Origin of the sequence: Serratia proteamaculans (genome assembly GCF_013337185.1) — a bacterium.
Lineage (GTDB): Bacteria > Pseudomonadota > Gammaproteobacteria > Enterobacterales > Enterobacteriaceae > Serratia > Serratia proteamaculans_D.
Window position 1 is genome coordinate 208,792 of sequence record NZ_SWDE01000001.1, and the last position, 17,198, is coordinate 225,989.

General features: G+C 55.3%; 14 protein-coding genes, 1 pseudogene and 1 other annotated feature. Of the genes and pseudogenes, 7 read left to right on the forward strand and 8 right to left on the reverse strand.

The window, feature by feature from the left end:
• Positions 1 to 2: 2 nt before the first annotated feature.
• The 5 genes and pseudogenes from trpA to FCL49_RS01095 all read right to left on the reverse strand — a co-directional run bounded on the left by trpA (position 3) and on the right by FCL49_RS01095 (position 6,553).
• The gene (gene trpA / locus FCL49_RS01075) at positions 3 to 809 is read right to left on the reverse strand and encodes a tryptophan synthase subunit alpha (protein WP_174352060.1); all 807 of its coding nucleotides are present in this window, start codon (positions 807 to 809) and stop codon (positions 3 to 5) included.
• Positions 809 to 2,002: a tryptophan synthase subunit beta gene (trpB, locus tag FCL49_RS01080; protein WP_172491194.1), complete on the reverse strand. Its 1,194-nt coding sequence runs from the start codon at positions 2,000 to 2,002 to the stop codon at positions 809 to 811. Before trpB ends, trpA begins: the two co-directional genes overlap by 1 nt.
• A gap of 28 nt (positions 2,003 to 2,030) precedes the next feature.
• Positions 2,031 to 3,392 carry a bifunctional indole-3-glycerol-phosphate synthase TrpC/phosphoribosylanthranilate isomerase TrpF gene (gene trpCF / locus FCL49_RS01085; protein WP_174353426.1) on the reverse strand — a complete coding sequence of 454 codons (1,362 nt, stop codon included), beginning with the start codon at positions 3,390 to 3,392 and terminating at the stop codon, positions 2,031 to 2,033.
• Positions 3,393 to 3,395: 3 nt separating this feature from the next.
• Positions 3,396 to 4,991: pseudogene (trpD, locus tag FCL49_RS01090) on the reverse strand (bifunctional anthranilate synthase glutamate amidotransferase component TrpG/anthranilate phosphoribosyltransferase TrpD).
• A complete protein-coding gene (locus FCL49_RS01095; protein WP_174352061.1) occupies positions 4,991 to 6,553 on the reverse strand; it encodes an anthranilate synthase component 1 in 1,563 nt (520 codons plus the stop codon). The pseudogene trpD and the gene FCL49_RS01095 overlap by 1 nt, the downstream one beginning before the upstream one ends.
• Positions 6,554 to 6,578: 25 nt before the next feature.
• Positions 6,579 to 6,682, reverse strand: a sequence feature (Trp leader region).
• A gap of 243 nt (positions 6,683 to 6,925) precedes the next feature.
• Between FCL49_RS01095 and rnm the strand changes: the two genes are divergently transcribed.
• The 5 genes from rnm (at position 6,926) to rluB (ending at position 11,016) form a co-directional block, all read left to right on the forward strand.
• A complete protein-coding gene (gene rnm / locus FCL49_RS01100; protein ID WP_174352062.1) occupies positions 6,926 to 7,813 on the forward strand; it encodes an RNase RNM in 888 nt (295 codons plus the stop codon).
• Between the two features lie 48 nt (positions 7,814 to 7,861).
• Positions 7,862 to 8,482, forward strand: a complete 621-nt coding sequence (locus FCL49_RS01105) for an L-threonylcarbamoyladenylate synthase (protein WP_061806390.1) — start codon at positions 7,862 to 7,864, stop codon at positions 8,480 to 8,482.
• A gap of 115 nt (positions 8,483 to 8,597) precedes the next feature.
• The gene (locus FCL49_RS01110; protein WP_135316798.1) at positions 8,598 to 8,957 is read left to right on the forward strand and encodes a Rap1a/Tai family immunity protein; all 360 of its coding nucleotides are present in this window, start codon (positions 8,598 to 8,600) and stop codon (positions 8,955 to 8,957) included.
• 148 nt (positions 8,958 to 9,105) lie between these two features.
• Positions 9,106 to 9,903: an alpha/beta hydrolase gene (locus tag FCL49_RS01115; RefSeq protein ID WP_174352063.1), complete on the forward strand. Its 798-nt coding sequence runs from the start codon at positions 9,106 to 9,108 to the stop codon at positions 9,901 to 9,903.
• A gap of 216 nt (positions 9,904 to 10,119) precedes the next feature.
• Positions 10,120 to 11,016 (forward strand): 23S rRNA pseudouridine(2605) synthase RluB, encoded by an 897-nt coding sequence (gene rluB, locus FCL49_RS01120; RefSeq protein ID WP_174352064.1) that lies wholly within the window; start codon positions 10,120 to 10,122, stop codon positions 11,014 to 11,016.
• Positions 11,017 to 11,060: 44 nt separating this feature from the next.
• Here rluB and cobO read toward each other — a convergent pair whose 3' ends face one another.
• Entirely contained in the window at positions 11,061 to 11,651 is a 591-nt protein-coding gene (cobO, locus tag FCL49_RS01125) for a cob(I)yrinic acid a,c-diamide adenosyltransferase (protein ID WP_174352065.1), read from the reverse strand.
• Between the two features lie 13 nt (positions 11,652 to 11,664).
• Positions 11,665 to 12,426, reverse strand: coding sequence for a YciK family oxidoreductase (locus FCL49_RS01130; protein WP_174352066.1), 762 nt, complete (start codon positions 12,424 to 12,426; stop codon positions 11,665 to 11,667).
• Positions 12,427 to 12,786: 360 nt separating this feature from the next.
• Between FCL49_RS01130 and sohB the strand changes: the two genes are divergently transcribed.
• The gene (gene sohB, locus FCL49_RS01135; RefSeq protein ID WP_174352067.1) at positions 12,787 to 13,833 is read left to right on the forward strand and encodes a protease SohB; all 1,047 of its coding nucleotides are present in this window, start codon (positions 12,787 to 12,789) and stop codon (positions 13,831 to 13,833) included.
• 46 nt (positions 13,834 to 13,879) lie between these two features.
• Here sohB and FCL49_RS01140 read toward each other — a convergent pair whose 3' ends face one another.
• Positions 13,880 to 14,131, reverse strand: coding sequence for a YciN family protein (locus tag FCL49_RS01140; RefSeq protein WP_135316794.1), 252 nt, complete (start codon positions 14,129 to 14,131; stop codon positions 13,880 to 13,882).
• Between the two features lie 426 nt (positions 14,132 to 14,557).
• On the opposite strand from FCL49_RS01140, the gene topA reads away from it, so the two are divergent.
• The gene (gene topA, locus FCL49_RS01145) at positions 14,558 to 17,155 is read left to right on the forward strand and encodes a type I DNA topoisomerase (RefSeq protein ID WP_135316793.1); all 2,598 of its coding nucleotides are present in this window, start codon (positions 14,558 to 14,560) and stop codon (positions 17,153 to 17,155) included.
• Positions 17,156 to 17,198: the final 43 nt, after the last annotated feature.

Here is a 17,198-nt window from a genome sequence, read left to right on the forward strand (position 1 = left end):
AATCATGCCCGGGTTGCGGCTTTCATTTCACTGACGAAGGTCGACAATTGCGCCAGCATTTCGGCCGGTTGCGTATGGTTTTGTTCGATAATCTTGACGATCGCGGAACCGGATATCGCCCCAGCAGCCCCGGCCTGCAGCGCATCACGCACCTGGGCCGGCTCAGAAATACCAAAGCCTTGCAGCGGGGGGGCAGCATGGTATTCACGCAGTTTGTTCACCAGGTGATGCAGCGGCAGCTGGGCACGGCTTTCGGTTCCGGTTACGCCTGCACGTGACAACAGGTAGGTGTAGCCCCGGCCATGTGAGGAGATTTCACGCAGTAAATCGTCGTCAGCATTTGGCGGGCAGATAAAGATTGGTGCGATACCATGACGGATAGCGGCGGCACGGAAGGGCGCGGACTCTTCATACGGCACGTCGGCAATCAGCACCGAGTCTACGCCCACTTCGGCGCAGCGTTGGTAAAACGCATCGATACCTTTATGGAATACCAGGTTGGCGTACATCAGCAGGCCGATAGGAATGCCGGGGTGTTTCTGGCGGATGGCAGCCAGCATTTCGAAACACTGAGTTGGCGTGACGCCAGAGGCGAATGCGCGCAGCGCCGCACTTTGAATGGTTGGGCCGTCAGCCAGTGGGTCGGAGAACGGGATACCCAACTCCAGCGCGTCGGCGCCGGCTTCAACCAGGGTATCGATGATTTGCAATGACAGTGCCGGGCCAGGATCGCCGAGGGTCACGAACGGGACGAAAGCGCCTTCCTTGTTGCTTGCCAGGCGGTCGAACAGTTGCTGGTAACGTTCCATCAGATTTCTCCCCGTGCTTTCAGAATGTCGTGAACGGTAAATATGTCTTTGTCGCCGCGGCCGGACAGGTTAACCACCAGGATCTGTTCCTTTTGCGGTGTTTCACGGATCATTTTCAGCGCATGCGCCAAGGCGTGGGAAGACTCCAGCGCCGGGATAATTCCTTCGCTACGCGACAGCGCTTTGAATGCATCCAGCGCTTCGTCATCGGTAATCGACACGTACTCGGCGCGACCGATACTGTTCAGGTAAGCGTGCTGCGGCCCAACGGAAGGGAAGTCCAGCCCGGCGGAAATGGAATAGGACTCTTCAATCTGGCCTTCGGAAGTCTGCATCATCGGCGCTTTCATGCCGAAATAGATACCGACGTGGCCGTGTTTCAACGGCGCGCCGTGTTGGCCGGTTTCAATACCCAGACCGGCAGGCTCAACGCCGATCAGCCCCACGCTGGTATCATCGATAAAGTCGGCAAACATGCCGATGGCGTTGGAGCCGCCACCCACGCAGGCCAGTACCGCATCCGGCAGGCGGCCTTCGCGTTCCAGCATCTGCGCTTTGGTTTCTTCACCGATCATGCGTTGGAATTCACGCACGATAGTAGGGTACGGGTGTGGGCCCGCAGCAGTGCCTAACATATAGTGGGCGGTTTCGTAGCTGCCGGACCAGTCGCGCAGCGCTTCATTACAGGCGTCTTTCAGCGTGGAAGAACCGCTGTGTACCGGGATCACTTCCGCACCCATCAGGCGCATGCGGAATACGTTAGGTGACTGGCGCTCAATATCTTTGGCACCCATATAAATGCGGCATTTCAGACCGAGCAAGGCACAGGCCAGGGCCGAGGCCACGCCATGCTGACCGGCACCGGTTTCGGCGATGATTTCGGTTTTACCCATGCGTTTGGCCAACAATGCCTGACCCAACACCTGGTTGGTTTTGTGCGCGCCGCCGTGCAGCAAGTCTTCACGCTTCAGGTACAGCTTGGTTTTGGTACCGGCAGTGAGGTTTCTGCACAGCGTCAGCGCGGTTGGGCGACCGGCGTAATTTTTCAGCAGGTCGATAAATTCAGCCTGAAACTCTGGGTCGCGCTGAGCGCTGACAAAGGCTTCTTCCAGTTGTTTTAAGGCCGGCATCAGAATCTGCGGCACATATTGGCCACCAAATTCGCCGAAGTAGGGGTTAAGCAGCGTCATTATAGTTCCCGTTATTATCCGTTAATAATCTTCAGTAAGCGCGCAGAGTCTGGAACACCGCCGCCAGGCGGGCAGGATCCTTAATACCGGGCTGGCTCTCAACGCCGGAATTAAAGTCCAGACCGGCACAGCCGAGTTTGGCCGCGTCAACACAGTTATCCGCGCCCAGGCCACCGGCCAGCATTACGTTTTCAAGGTTTTCGCCGTGCAGTACCGACCAGTCGAAACGCTGCCCGGTACCGCCCGCGCCGTTATCCAGCAGGTAGCGGTCAACGTGCTGCAAATCGCGCTTTGGCAAATGGTCTTTCACGCTCAGCGCCTTCCAAATTTGGCAGTCGGTCGGCAGTTCGGCACGCAAGGCGGTGATATAGGCTTGATCTTCAGCGCCGTGCAGCTGCACCGCTTTCAGGCCCAGGCGCTCGACGGTCTGTACTACCGTCTCTACCTGCGCGTCACAGAACACGCCGACGTATTTGAGCGGCGCACCGGAAATCACTTCGCGGGCACGATTGATATCAACATAGCGCGGCGAGCGCCCGACAAAAATCAAACCACCGTAGACCGCACCGGCCTGATAAGCCGCGGCAGCATCCTGCGGACGGGTCAATCCGCAAACTTTATTGTCGCCGAGCATCACCCGACGCACGGCGGCGCGCAGGTCGGGTTCCGACATTAATGCGCTACCAATCAGGAAACCGTTGGCAAAGTGGCTCAATTCGCGGATCTGACCGTAATTGTTGATGCCGGACTCGCTGATCACCGTTACGCCGTGTGGCACACGTGGCGCCAACTGACGGGTGCGCTCCAGGTCGATACTAAGGTCGCGCAGGTCACGGTTATTGATGCCCACCACGCGCGCTTCCAGAGCAATGGCCCGTTGCAGTTCTTCTTCACTGATCACTTCAGTCAATACGCCCATGTTCAGGCTATGCGCCACTGCGGCTAGCTGGCGGTATTGATCGTCGTTAACTACCGACAGCATCAGCAGGATGGCATCGGCCTGGTAGAAGCGCGCCAGGTAGATCTGATACGGGTCGATAATGAAATCTTTGCACAGCACCGGCTGTGTCACCGTTTTGCTGACCAGCGGCAGAAAATCGAAGCTGCCCTGGAAATATTTTTCGTCGGTCAGCACCGAAATTGCCGAAGCAAAATCTTTGTAGACCGAAGCTATTTCTACCGGATCGAAGTTTTCGCGGATCAGCCCTTTGGAAGGGGATGCCTTTTTACATTCAAGAATAAACGCCGTTCTGGCTCCCTCTAACGCGTGGTAAAAACCGCGTTCACTTGGGACGATTTCATTTTGAAAACTGGCCAGTGGCTGTTGTTGCTGTCGTGCTGCGACCCATTGCGCTTTATCACGAACAATCTTGTTGAGCACGGTTTCCTGCATCATTTATCCTCTTGCTGCCAGTGCGGTGACACGCTCGTAAGCCTGTCCGCTGTGAATCATGTCCAGTGCCTGCTGCGCATTTTGGCGCAGGTCTTCTTGCCCGAATAACTTCAACAGCAGCGCCACATTAGCGGCTACCGCAGCGGCGTGCGCCGGGTCACCTTTACCTTGTAACAACCTTGCCAGAATGTCACGATTTTCTTCCGGCGTGCCGCCCAGCAGGGCTTCCAGCGGATAGCTTTGCAGCCCGAAGGACTGTGGCGTCAGTTGATAGCTTTCAATTTCGCCGTTGTTCAGCTCGGCCACGTGGGTAGCCGCGTGGATCGCCACTTCGTCCATTCCGCCGCCGTGTACCACTGCCGCCCGTTGATAACCCAGCACACGCAGGGTTTCGGCAATTGGCAGCACCAGTTCCGGGCTGTAAACGCCGATCAACGCCAGCGGTGGACGTGCCGGGTTGATCAATGGGCCGAGCACGTTGAACACCGTGCGGGTTTTCAACTGTTGGCGTACCGGCATCGCATGGCGAAATCCGGTGTGGTACTGCGGGGCGAACAGGAAGCACACGCCCAGTTCATCCAGTGCCTTACGCGCTTCTTCCGCCGGTAAATCCAGTCGAATACCAAATGCTGCCAGCAGATCCGATGAACCCGACCGGCTGGATACGCTACGGTTGCCGTGTTTGGCCACTTTGGCGCCGCACGCCGCCGCTACAAAGGCGCTGGCGGTGGAGATATTAATGCTGTTGGTACCGTCACCCCCGGTGCCGACGATATCGGCAAACGGGTAGTCCGGGCGCGGGAACGGCAGGGCATCGGCCAGCAATGCCTTGGCTGCACCGGCGATCTCTTCCGGGTGTTCGCCGCGGATTTTCATGCTGATCAGCGCGGCGGCCAGTTGGCTTGGCTCCAGTTCACCACGCACGATGGCGCTGAATAACAGCTGGCTTTCCTGCTGGTTCATCGACTCTGAACGGTACAGCTTTTCAAGAATAGTTTGCATCGTCGTTTCCCCTCGTTATTTCGCCAGCGCCCAGGCCAGAGTCTGCTCAAGCAAACGCGCGCCATGGGTGGTCAGGATCGATTCCGGATGGAACTGGAAACCGCATACGCGATGCTGGTCATTACGGACTGCCATCACCATTTCGCCAAACTGGGCGTTAACGGTGAGCTCGGCCGGGATATTGCTGCCAACCAGTGAGTGGTAGCGTGCCACCGGCAGGGGATTCACCATACCGGCAAACATGCCTTCACCATCGTGGCTGATTGCCGAGGCCTTGCCGTGCAAAATCTCACCGGCCTGGCCGACGTGGCCACCGTAGGCTTCGACAATCGCCTGATGCCCCAGACAGATGCCGATAATCGGCAACTGGCCGCGCAGGCGCTGCAACAGCTCCGGCATGCAGCCGGCCTCGGACGGGGTGCCCGGACCCGGTGACAGCATCAGCACCGGCTGTTCCAACTGCTGCAGGCGTTCGATAATCACGTCGGCAGAAATCTGGTTACGGTAAATCACGACCTGATGACCGCTGGCGCGCAGCTGATCGACCAGGTTGTAGGTAAAGGAATCGACGTTATCGAGCAGCAAGATATCGGCCATCAGAACACCTCCTTGGCATGGTGCGCGCTGGCAATGGCACGCAGCACGGCACGTGCCTTATTACGGGTTTCATCGGCTTCCGCCTGAGGAACAGAATCCAGCACCACGCCGGCGCCGGCTTGCACGGTAGCAATGCCGTCTTCAACATACGCGGAGCGGATGACAATACAGGTATCCAAATCGCCGGTGGCGGTGAAATAACCGACCGCACCGCCGTAGCTGCCGCGACGGGTGCCTTCAGAGGCGGCGATTAACTGCATGGCGCGCACTTTGGGGGCGCCGCTCAGGGTGCCCATATTCATACAGGCCTGATAGGCGTGCAGCACGTCGAGGTCGGCGCGCAGGGTGCCGATGACCCGGGACACCAGGTGCATCACGAAAGAGTAGCGGTCCACTTTGGTCAAATCGGCCACGTAGCGGCTGCCGGCCTGACAGATACGTGCCAGATCGTTACGCGCCAGATCGACCAGCATCAGATGCTCGGCCAGTTCTTTATGGTCGGTCCGCATTTCCAGTTCGATACGGCTGTCGAGATCCAGATCCAGTGACCCGTCGGCACGACGGCCGCGAGGACGGGTACCGGCAATCGGGTAGATCTCGATCTGGCGGTTGCCGGCGTCGTATTTCAGCGCGCTTTCCGGCGAAGCACCGAACAGGGTGAATTCGTCATCCTGCATATAGAACATGTATGGGCTTGGGTTGTTGTCTTTCAGCGTCTGGTAAGCGGCCAACGGGGCCGGGCACGGCAGTGAGAAACGGCGTGACGGCACCACCTGGAAGATTTCGCCCTGACGGATGGCCTGTTGCAATTCGCTGACCACCGCACCGTATTCTTCATCGGTCTGGTTACAGCTCAGTTGCATGTCTTCCAGCTTCTGGTGCGGGATAGGCTGTGGTGTCTGTTTCAATTGCACCTGCAGCTGTTGCAGGCGCTGTTGCAGGCGCTGTTCTTCCGCCGTATCGGCCGTGAAAACGCTGGCCTGCAGCCGGGCAACGCCGCGCTGATGATCCAACACCAGCAAGGTTTCCGCCAGATAGAAGCAGAAGTCCGGGCAGCGCTGATCCTGGCGCAGTGCCGGCAGGTCTTCGAACCCGGCGACCAGATCGTAGGCAAACAGCCCACCGAGCATCACTGCCTCACGTTCGTCCGCCGGGGAGTCAACCAGCGTCAGCAGGGTGCGCAGTGCATCAAACACTGACAGCGAACGCAGGCGGGCATCTTCATCCTGAATCGCATCAATCACCGGGAAGATCAGTTCACGTCCATTAGGACGAACCTGGATCTGGACTTCTGCCGGCAGGGCCTCATCCAGCAGCGGCAGCATCGCCGCGCCATTGGCGGTCAGCGCCTGTAGCGTCACGGTGCGGCCCAGTGCGGTGATGCGCAGAGCGCTGTCGATCACCAACAGGCTTTGCAGGTTTTGCTTGCTGTTGATCTCAGCCGATTCCAGCAGCAGGGTGGCCGGGCGGGCGCCGCACAGCTGGTGGAAAATAGTGGTCGGATCGCCCCGGTAACTGGCCTCCGCCTTCAGTAATTTGAGTTGTGGTTTGATGTTCATCATTGGTGGTTCCAGTTAAAATTTGTCCATAAAAAAGCCCGCGTTACCAGCGGGCTTAGGGAATCTGCAGTGTCAGATGACAGGTATGCGTGATTACTCCGCCCGAGAAAGGGAGTGACGCCACCAGCGAAGAAGAGAAGTTTGCTTATTCATTTCTGTGCTCTCTTGTTTATCATCCAACCAGGGAACTGCCCTGAACTTGTGTACTAGTTAACTGGTTCGCAGGAATAAAGTCAACCCTCTTTTCGCACAATGTTTTAGCACCAGGCGTGAATTGTTTTCATCAAGGGGAGGGGCGCGCGAGCCAGAATAGATTTCCGTCCGGCGGGCGATCGCGGGTATGATAGAAGGCCAAGCCATTGCCGGATATTCCTTTTGACAGACAGCAGCCCCCAGCCCTCCGCCTTTACTCTCTACGACTTACACAGCCACACCACTGCCTCTGACGGCTATTTGACGCCGACACAGTTGGTGCAGCGAGCGGTTGAAATGCGGGTGGGCGTACTGGCGATTACCGATCATGACACCACCGCCGGCCTGGCCGCTGCGGCCGCCACCATTGCTGAATTGTCGCTGCCGTTGCAACTGGTTAACGGGGTGGAGATCTCCACGCTGTGGGAAAATCACGAGATCCATATCGTGGGCCTCGGGATTGAGACCGGGCACCCGGCGATGGTGCAACTGTTGGCCGAACAGACCGAACGCCGTAACCTGCGCGCTCAGGAAATAGGCGTGCGGCTGGCTAAAGCGCGTATCGACGGTGCTTTTGAAGGTGCGCAAAAGCTGGCGGACGGTGGTGCAGTGACCCGTGGCCACTTTGCCCGTTATCTGGTGCAGATCGGCATGGCCGATAATATGGCTCAGGTGTTCAAGAAATACCTGGCCAAAGGCAAAACCGGCTACGTTCCGCCACAGTGGTGTACAATAGAACAAGCCATTGATGTGATTCATCAATCCGGTGGCCAGGCAGTGATCGCTCACCCGGGTCGTTACGATCTGACGGCCAAATGGCTGAAGCGGTTGCTGGCGCACTTTGCGGAACATGGCGGTGATGCCATGGAGGTTGCGCAGTGTCAGCAGGTGCCGCATGAGCGTTCGCAACTGGCAAAGTATGCGCAGGAATATCAATTACTGGCATCGCAGGGGTCTGATTTTCATCAACCCTGCTCGTGGATCGAACTGGGTCGCAAACTGTGGTTACCCGGCGGTGTTGAACCCGTGTGGCGTGACTGGCCGCAGCCACAATTGGCCAAGGTCGATTGATTTAACGTGGGCGACGCCGCCCGCGTGCATCATTTTTAGGAGCAAGTCATGAGTCAGCTTTTTTATATTCATCCAGACAATCCACAACCGCGCCTGATTAATCAGGCGGTGGATGTGCTGCGTAAGGGCGGGGTAATCGTTTATCCCACCGATTCCGGTTACGCGCTGGGTTGCAAGCTGGAAGAGAAGTCGGCAATGGAACGTATCTGCCGCATCCGTCAATTGGACGGTAATCATAACTTTACGCTGATGTGTCGCGACCTGTCCGAGCTGTCGACTTACGCTTATGTCGACAATACCGCGTTCCGACTGATCAAGAACAACACCCCCGGCAACTACACTTTCATTCTGAAAGCGACCAAAGAAGTGCCGCGTCGTTTGATGAACGACAAACGCAAAACCATAGGTTTGCGCGTGCCGTCAAACCCGATTGCGTTGGCGTTACTGGAAGTCTTAAACGAGCCGATGATGTCGACCACGTTGATGCTGCCGGGCAATGATTTTGCCGAATCCGATCCGGAAGAGATCAGCGATCATCTGGGCAAGCAGGTGGATCTGGTGATCCACGGCGGATTCCTGGGCCAGCAGCCAACGACGGTCATCGACCTGACCGAATCCGCGCCGGAAGTGGTGCGCGAGGGTGCAGGCGACCCAACACCTTTCCGCTGATTCATTGCCGGAATTTTTGCTCATTATTCTGAAAAGTGGCTGAGACGGCGTCATTTAGGGTTAAAGCCGCTATTCTACAATATCAAAAATTGATAATCAGGCAGGATGCACAGCGATGATTAAGCGCGTTTCTCTTTTAGCGGCCATATTGTTTTCCTCTGCGGCCAGTGCAGGTTTTTATTCTGGCAGCGCCTTGCTGTCTGAGACCAGCGGCTATGTGAAAAATAAAGACGGGGCAGCCACCGTTGCCGAAGCGCTCGATGGCGGGTTGTTTATGGGCTATGTGGCAGGGGTATTCGATACCTTTACGATGCAAGGCAACCGCAATATTTGCCCGGATGCCGGTATGAGCGTAGGCATGGCATCGGATGCGGTCATGCAGTATTTAAATGAACACCCGGAACAACTGCACTATTCAGCACCTTCGGTGATTATGCTGGCGTTAACCTCCGCTTACCCTTGCGAACGTCATTAAAATTGTTCGTTTAGTGCGTATTATTTCATTAGGTGCGAAGCCTGTTTGCTAGCACCATTTCACATAGATGAGATCGATAAACGCTGTCATTTTACCCCTAGCGCACAAGCCCCTGATTGATTTAGGGGCAGGACGTTTAGGAGACAAAATGACAGCGTTTCGCCATGGCACTCTTTCCCTCGATTATCACGATTCCGGTTCAGGTCCACTGACGCTGGTTTTGCTGCCCGGCTGGTGTGAGCCAAAAACTGTTTTTGATCCTTTTATCACCCTGGCGGAACAACAGTACCGGGTGATCAGTCTTGACTGGCGTGGGCACGGCCTGTCAGGCCGCGATGCCACGTTGTCGTTGGACGCCGAAGATCTGCTGGCGGATCTCCGTCAACTGTTACTTGAGCTGCGGGTGGAGCGATTTGTCACCTTGTCGGTGGCTCACGCCAGCTGGATTGCTGTAGCACTGGCCGAAGGCTTGCCACAGCAGGCGCAAGGCATGGTGTTTCTCGATTGGATAATGACACCGCCCGAGCCGGCATTTTTCGCGTCGGTGCAACAAATGCAATGGCCAGAAAAGTGGCTGGCGGCGCGTGATGCCTTGTTTGACTTCTGGCAGGGTGGCACTGAGCAACCGCAGGTAAAGCATCATTTGACCGTTGAAATGGCCCAGGAGGACTTTCGCGTCTGGCAGGCGGCTGGTGTTGCGATTGAACAAGCCTATCGGCAATATTCCTCGCCGCTTAACCGGTTGAGCGAATTAAGCTCCCCTCCAGCTTGTCGGCATATTTACTCACTGGATCGTGAAGAAGATTACCTGCGTCAACAACAGGTATTTGCCGCTAACCATCCTTTCTTCTCGGTGGCGCGGCTGGAGCATGCTCGTACCCATCTTGGTATTCTCGAGCAGCCGGAGGTGGTGTATCGCGAGGTCGTCAATTTCCTCGATAATTAATCGGTCGCGATTATTAATCTAAACGGTTCCGTGCCTGTTTTACCTGCGCGTGCTGATATTTCGATAATCGACCCGCAATAAAGTGGGTTTCAACCCCATTGAAAGCCTGTATAATGCGCGGTTCGATCTATGTAAACGTATTGTTACTGCCGTGGCGCTCGACGCCGCGGCGGTCATCCCCCCGACGCCTGTGAAGGCGACACTAGAGGTTGCTCAATGAGCGAGAAGTTACAGAAAGTTTTAGCGCGCGCCGGCCATGGCTCGCGTCGTGAAATCGAAACCATTATTGAAGCCGGCCGCGTCAGCGTCGACGGTAAAGTCGCCAAACTGGGTGATCGCGTTGAAGTGACCGCTTCAATGAAAATCCGTTTGGATGGCCACGTTGTTTCGATTAAAGAATCCGAGGAAGAAGTTTGCCGTGTACTGGCGTATTACAAGCCGGAAGGTGAGCTCTGCACCCGTAGCGATCCTGAAGGCCGTCCGACGGTGTTTGACCGCCTGCCTAAGCTGCGTGGCTCACGCTGGGTGGCAGTAGGGCGCCTGGACGTCAATACCTCAGGCTTGCTGCTGTTCACCACCGACGGTGAATTGGCGAATCGCCTGATGCACCCAAGCCGTGAAGTTGAGCGTGAATATGCGGTGCGTGTATTTGGTCAGATTGAGGACGAAAAAATCAAGCAACTGAGCAAAGGCGTTCAGCTGGAAGACGGCCCGGCCGCTTTCCGCACCATCAGCTTCCAGGGTGGCGAAGGCATCAACCAGTGGTACAACGTGACCCTGACCGAAGGGCGTAACCGCGAAGTTCGTCGTCTTTGGGAAGCGGTTGGCGTTCAGGTTAGTCGCCTGATCCGCGTACGCTACGGCGATATCGATCTGCCAAAAGGTCTGCCGCGTGGTGGCTGGACTGAACTGGATTTGCCGGCGATTAACTATCTGCGTGAACTGGTTGAATTGAAGCCGGAAACCGTTAGCAAGATGCCGATTGAACGCGAACGTCGCCGCGTGAAAGCCAATCAGATCCGCCGTGCCGTCAAGCGCCATACCCAGGTTGCCGGCAGCGGTCGCCGCAGCACTACAGGCAGCAAACCTGGCAAACCAAGCAAGCGCAGTTAATCATCACGCCGCAACCCTCTTCGGGCTGCGGCGTTTTCTATCTGTTACCAGTCAATTCCCTGTTGTGCCTTGATACCTGCGTCAAACGCGTGTTTCACCGGCCGCATTTCCGTGACCGTGTCCGCCAGTTCCAACAGATCCCGATGGCATCCTCGCCCGGTGATAATCACCGTTTGGTGCGCGGGACGTTGTTGTAACGCCTCCAGCAGCTCATCCAGCTCAAGATAGCCGTAGCTGACCATATAGGTCAGTTCGTCCAGCAGCACCAGATCCAGGCTGTTGTCGGCCAGCATGCGCTTGCCGTGTTGCCATACGACCTGACAAGCCGCGGTATCGCTGGCTTTATCCTGGGTTTCCCAGGTAAAACCGGTAGCCATTACCTGAAATTCAACGCCATGTTGCTGCAACAGGTTTTTTTCCCCGTTTGGCCATTCACCCTTAATAAACTGAATGACGGCGGCTTTCATTCCGTGGCCGACAGCGCGGGTAACGGTGCCAAACGCTGCGGTGGTTTTGCCCTTGCCATTGCCGGTGAATATCAACAGTAAACCCCGTGCGTCCTGGGCGGCAGCGATACGGGCATCGACCTGTTCTTTCAGGCGTTGCTGACGTTGTTGGTGGCGATCTTCAGCCATGATAAAGCCCCTTTTATTCGGCGGCGCCGGGTTTACGGTTTGGCTGGGCGTCGAAGCTCATGCCGGTTTTACGTCGGCTGTCATCGCCCATCAGATAGAGGTAAAGCGGCATAATATCGGTCGGGGTTTTCAGCTTGCTTTTGTCTTCATGCGGGAATGCAGTTGCGCGCATTTGAGTGCGAGTTCCACCAGGATTGATGCAATTTACCCGAAGATTACGACTTTTGTATTCATCGGCCAATACCTGCATCATGCCCTCAGTAGCGAACTTGGACACCGCATAGGCCCCCCAGTTAGCGCGCCCGCTACGGCCGACGCTGGAGCTGGTAAATACCAGCGAGCCGGCATTGGATTTCAATAGCAGTGGCAACAGTGCCTGGGTGAGCATAAAGGTCGCGTTGACGTTCACCTGCATCACCTCATTCCACATCTCCATCGACAGCTCGGCCATCGGCGCGATATCGCCCAGCAGTCCGGCATTATGCAGCACACCGTCGAGGCGCGGGATATGAGTAGCCAATTCATCGGCCACCTGTTGGCATTGTTCCTGAGTGGTATGCAGCAGATCCAGCGTGATGATGTAGGTTGGCGCACTGCTGAGCTTGGCGATTTCGGCTTGCACCGCCTGCAGTTTGCTTTCGGTTCGGCCTAACAGCACCAGTTGCGCGCCGAATTTTGCGTAAGTGAGCGCCGCTTCGCGACCGATGCCATCACCGGCGCCGGTGACCAAAATAATACGTTTTTCCAGCAAATCTTGTTTAGGTTGGTAATGCACAATAATTCCTCGCGCCTTGGTGGCTGGTCTCCCGCTTGCATCGGGGAGAGGGGTGGGTTGAGAGGCCATGACAGGAGCTAAGGCTCGACCGCATGCAGGGCCCCACAGCGAATTTGGCTCATCATCTTGATGAATAATCCGTGTTATATGCCTCAAATGGATCGTATTTTCAATGATTAGGCAGCAGAATCGGCATTCTTTTGTAACAAAAATGGAACAGCAGCGGCTTGGTTAAGCCCCTGGGCGCCCACATAGTAAAGAGGTATCACAAGGAATTTTTATTTAGCCGCGACAGCCACCGCGTCGGTTGGCTAGAATGAATGAGATCATACTAACAACCTGTTAATAAAGGCGGAATCTGTGGAGTTTATATCTGTTTACGGCCTGTTTTTGGCCAAAGTCGCGACGGTAGTCATTGCCATCGCCGCGCTGGCGTTGCTGGCGGTCAGCCTGGGGCAACGTAAGAACCGCCAGAAAGGGGAACTGCAGCTAACTGACCTCGGCGAACAGTATCGGGACATGCAGCGTGATATGCGCCTGGCGCGCATGGGCGATGCGGAACAAAAGGCCTGGAACAAGCAGTTTAAAAAGCAGACCAAGGCCGACGATAAACTGAAGAAACAACGCGCTAAAGCCGGTGCGGTTGAAGCCACCAAGCCTTGCCTGTACGTGCTGGATTTCAAAGGCAGCATGGATGCCCATGAGGTGACCTCACTGCGTGAGGAAATCTCGGCGGTACTGGCGGTGGCGACGCCGCAAGACGAAGTATTGCTGCGGTTGGAAAGTCCGGGTGGGGTGGTACACGGTTACGGCCTGGCGTCATCGCAACTGGCACGCTTACGCACCGGCGGTATTCGCCTGACGGTAGCGGTAGACAAAGTGGCGGCCAGCGGGGGTTATATGATGGCCTGCGTGGCGGATCGCATTGTTGCGGCTCCCTTTGCCATCATCGGCTCAATCGGCGTCGTGGCGCAAATCCCCAACTTCCACCGCCTGCTGAAAAAGAACGATATTGATGTAGAGCTGCACACTGCCGGTGAGTTCAAACGCACGCTGACGCTGTTTGGTGAAAATACCGAGCAGGGCCGTGAGAAATTCCGTGAAGATCTGAACGACACCCATGAGCTGTTTAAACAGTTTGTGCATCAGCAACGTCCATCGCTGGATATCGACAGCGTGGCGACCGGCGAACATTGGTTTGGCATCCAGGCCAAGGAGAAAGGCCTGATTGACGCCATTGGCACCAGTGACGATTTGCTGATCGCTGAAATGGAGAACCACGAGGTGGTTGGGGTGCGCTATGCGCGTCGCAAACGCATGATGGACCGTTTTACCGGCAGTGCGGCAGAAAGTGTCGATCGTCTGTTGTTACGCTGGTGGCAGCGTGGTGAAAAGCCACTGCTTTAAACCGGACGATTAAACATCAAGGGGGCTAACACCCCCTTTTTAATGCTTAGTCGACTAAATGATATTTATCAGAAAACACGTGGGCCAAGTGTTTAAACATATTAAATACTGCGGTAGTTTTTATTGTTGGCAATCCATCCGGATCCAAAAAGAATTCACCGCGGAAAACTAAAACGCTGCCTTTTTGTTCAACATCGGTGGCAACCATACCTTGCAGATAATCATCATGCTGACGAATTAGATTATTTGCTTCTTCCAGCAGGGCTTCACGGGCAATAGGTGAGGTTTCAGTGCGCATTTATTACACTCCAATGAAAAATTCTGCACATATTCTAACGCCAGTTCGCATTTATCCGCAAACAGACTAAGGTTTATTTGCCGTCTGGATGGCCAGCACTATCTGCTGATTGGCGAAATCTGCCTTTCCGTGCTAATTAGGTTGCGTGACGCTTTTTATCAGGTACAGTGTGGGATTTTGCGGCGTCGGGTGGAAGGTTTTGTTTACGCCATAAGTGAGTTTCACACAGCCATACTTCTGGGGTATGGGTGAATAGCGGCCAGGATCAACAACTTGCGTTCAGGTTGAGCAGTTAAGCAGCCAATAGAAAAAAACATGTTGATCTCTTGCCAGAGTGCCGCAATATAAAAAAGAGATACGAATCGCTGCGGCAAGGCGAGATAAAAGACTTCTTTTTAGAAGAAATAAAATTAGGTAAAGGTAAATATGGGTAAAGCTCTCGTAATAGTTGAGTCCCCGGCAAAAGCCAAAACTATTAATAAATATTTAGGTAATGACTACGTGGTGAAGTCCAGCGTCGGTCATATCCGTGATTTGCCGACCAGTGGCTCAGCCAGCAAAAAGAGCGCTGACTCAACCGAAGACAAAGCCAAGAAGAAAGTTAAAAAAGATCCGACGACGGCGCTGGTAAATCGTATGGGCGTCGATCCTTACCATGGCTGGAAAGCACATTACGAAATCCTGCCGGGTAAAGAAAAAGTTGTTGCCGAGTTAAAGTCGTTAGCGGAAAACGCCGACCACATTTATCTCGCAACCGACCTTGACCGCGAAGGGGAAGCCATTGCCTGGCACCTGCGGGAAGTTATCGGTGGTGACGACAAACGCTTTAGCCGCGTGGTGTTTAACGAAATTACCAAGAACGCGATCCAAAATGCGTTCAAACAGCCCGGCGAACTGAATATCGATCGTGTCAACGCACAGCAGGCGCGTCGCTTTATGGACCGCGTGGTGGGTTACATGGTCTCGCCGCTGCTGTGGAAGAAAATTGCCCGTGGCTTGTCCGCTGGGCGAGTGCAATCCGTTGCGGTTCGACTGGTGGTGGAGCGTGAGCGCGACATCAAAGCCTTCGTGCCGGAAGAATACTGGGAGTTGCACGCCGATCTGTTGGCGAAGGGTGATACCGCGCTGCAGATGGAAGTGACTCATGCCCACGACAAACCCTTCAAACCGGTTAACCGTGAGCAGACTCACGCCGCACTCAAAGTGCTGGAAAAAGCCCGTTATACGGTACTGGATCGCGAAGACAAGCCGACCAGCAGCAAGCCGGGTGCACCTTATATTACTTCTACGTTGCAGCAGGCGGCCAGTACCCGTCTGAGCTTTGGCGTGAAGAAAACCATGATGATGGCTCAGCGCCTGTATGAAGCCGGTCACATCACCTATATGCGTACCGACTCCACCAACCTGAGCCAGGATGCGCTCGAGATGGTGCGTGGTTACATCGGTGACAACTTCGGCGACAAGTACCTGCCGAAAGCGCCGAACCAGTACAGCAGCAAAGAAAACTCGCAGGAAGCTCACGAAGCCATCCGTCCGTCGGATGTCAACGTGCTGGCCGAGCAGTTGAAAGATATGGAAGCGGATGCGCAAAAACTGTATCAGCTGATTTGGCGCCAGTTTGTTGCCTGTCAGATGACACCGGCGCAGTACGACTCCACCACGCTTTCGGTTAAAGCCGCTGATTACCAGCTGCGCGCCAAAGGCCGTACGCTGCGTTTCGATGGCTGGACCAAAGTGATGCCTGCTCTGCGTAAGGGTGATGAAGACCGCACCTTGCCGTATGTTGAAGTAGGCAGCGATCTGGAACTGCAGAAGCTGATCCCAAGCCAGCACTTTACCAAGCCGCCAGCGCGTTATAGCGAAGCGTCCTTGGTAAAAGAGCTGGAAAAACGGGGTATCGGGCGTCCATCGACCTACGCTTCAATCATCTCAACCATTCAGGATCGTGGTTATGTGCGAGTCGAAAGCCGCCGTTTCTACGCTGAAAAAATGGGTGAGATCGTTACCGATCGTCTGGAAGAAAATTTCCGCGAGCTGATGAACTATGACTTCACCGCACGTATGGAAAACGGTCTGGACCAGGTAGCCAATAACCAGGCTGAGTGGAAAGCGGTGCTGGATGAGTTCTTTGCCGAGTTCAGCGAACAGCTGGAAACGGCCGAGAAAGAGCCGGAAGAAGGCGGTATGCGCCCGAATCAGATGGTGATGACCAGCATCGATTGCCCAACCTGCGGTCGCAAGATGGGTATCCGTACTGCCAGCACCGGCGTTTTCCTGGGTTGCTCCGGCTATGCATTGCCGCCGAAGGAACGTTGTAAAACCACCATTAACCTGGTGCCGGAAACGGAAGTGCTCAACATTCTCGAAGGGGATGACGCGGAAACCAACGCCTTGCGTGCCCGCCGTCGTTGCCAGAAATGCGGCACGGCGATGGACAGCTACCTGATCGATAACCAGCGCAAGCTGCACGTGTGCGGCAACAACCCAGCGTGTGACGGCTATGAGATCGAAGAGGGTGAATTCCGCCTGAAAGGGTACGACGGTCCTGTGGTTGAGTGCGATAAGTGTGGTTCTGAAATGCACCTGAAAATGGGGCGCTTCGGCAAGTACATGGGTTGCACCAACGAGAGCTGCAAAAATACCCGTAAGATCCTGCGTAACGGTGATGTTGCACCGCCGAAGGAAGATCCGGTTCCATTGCCGGAACTGCCATGCGAAAAGTCGGACGCTTACTTTGTTCTGCGTGACGGCGCGGCCGGTGTGTTCCTGGCGGCTAATACCTTCCCTAAATCGCGCGAAACCCGTGCGCCGCTGGTGGAAGAGTTGGCCCGTTTCAAGGACCGTCTGCCTGAGAAACTGCGTTATCTGGCGGATGCGCCAGTGGCAGATGCGGAAGGCAACAAAACCTTGGTGCGTTTCAGCCGCAAGACCAAGCAGCAGTACGTCTCTGCAGAGAAAGACGGCAAAGCCACTGGCTGGTCTGCTTTCTACATTGATGGCAAATGGGTTGAAGGCAAAAAGTAAATTTGCAGCCTGAATGCAACATTAAAAACCAGCCCATGTGGCT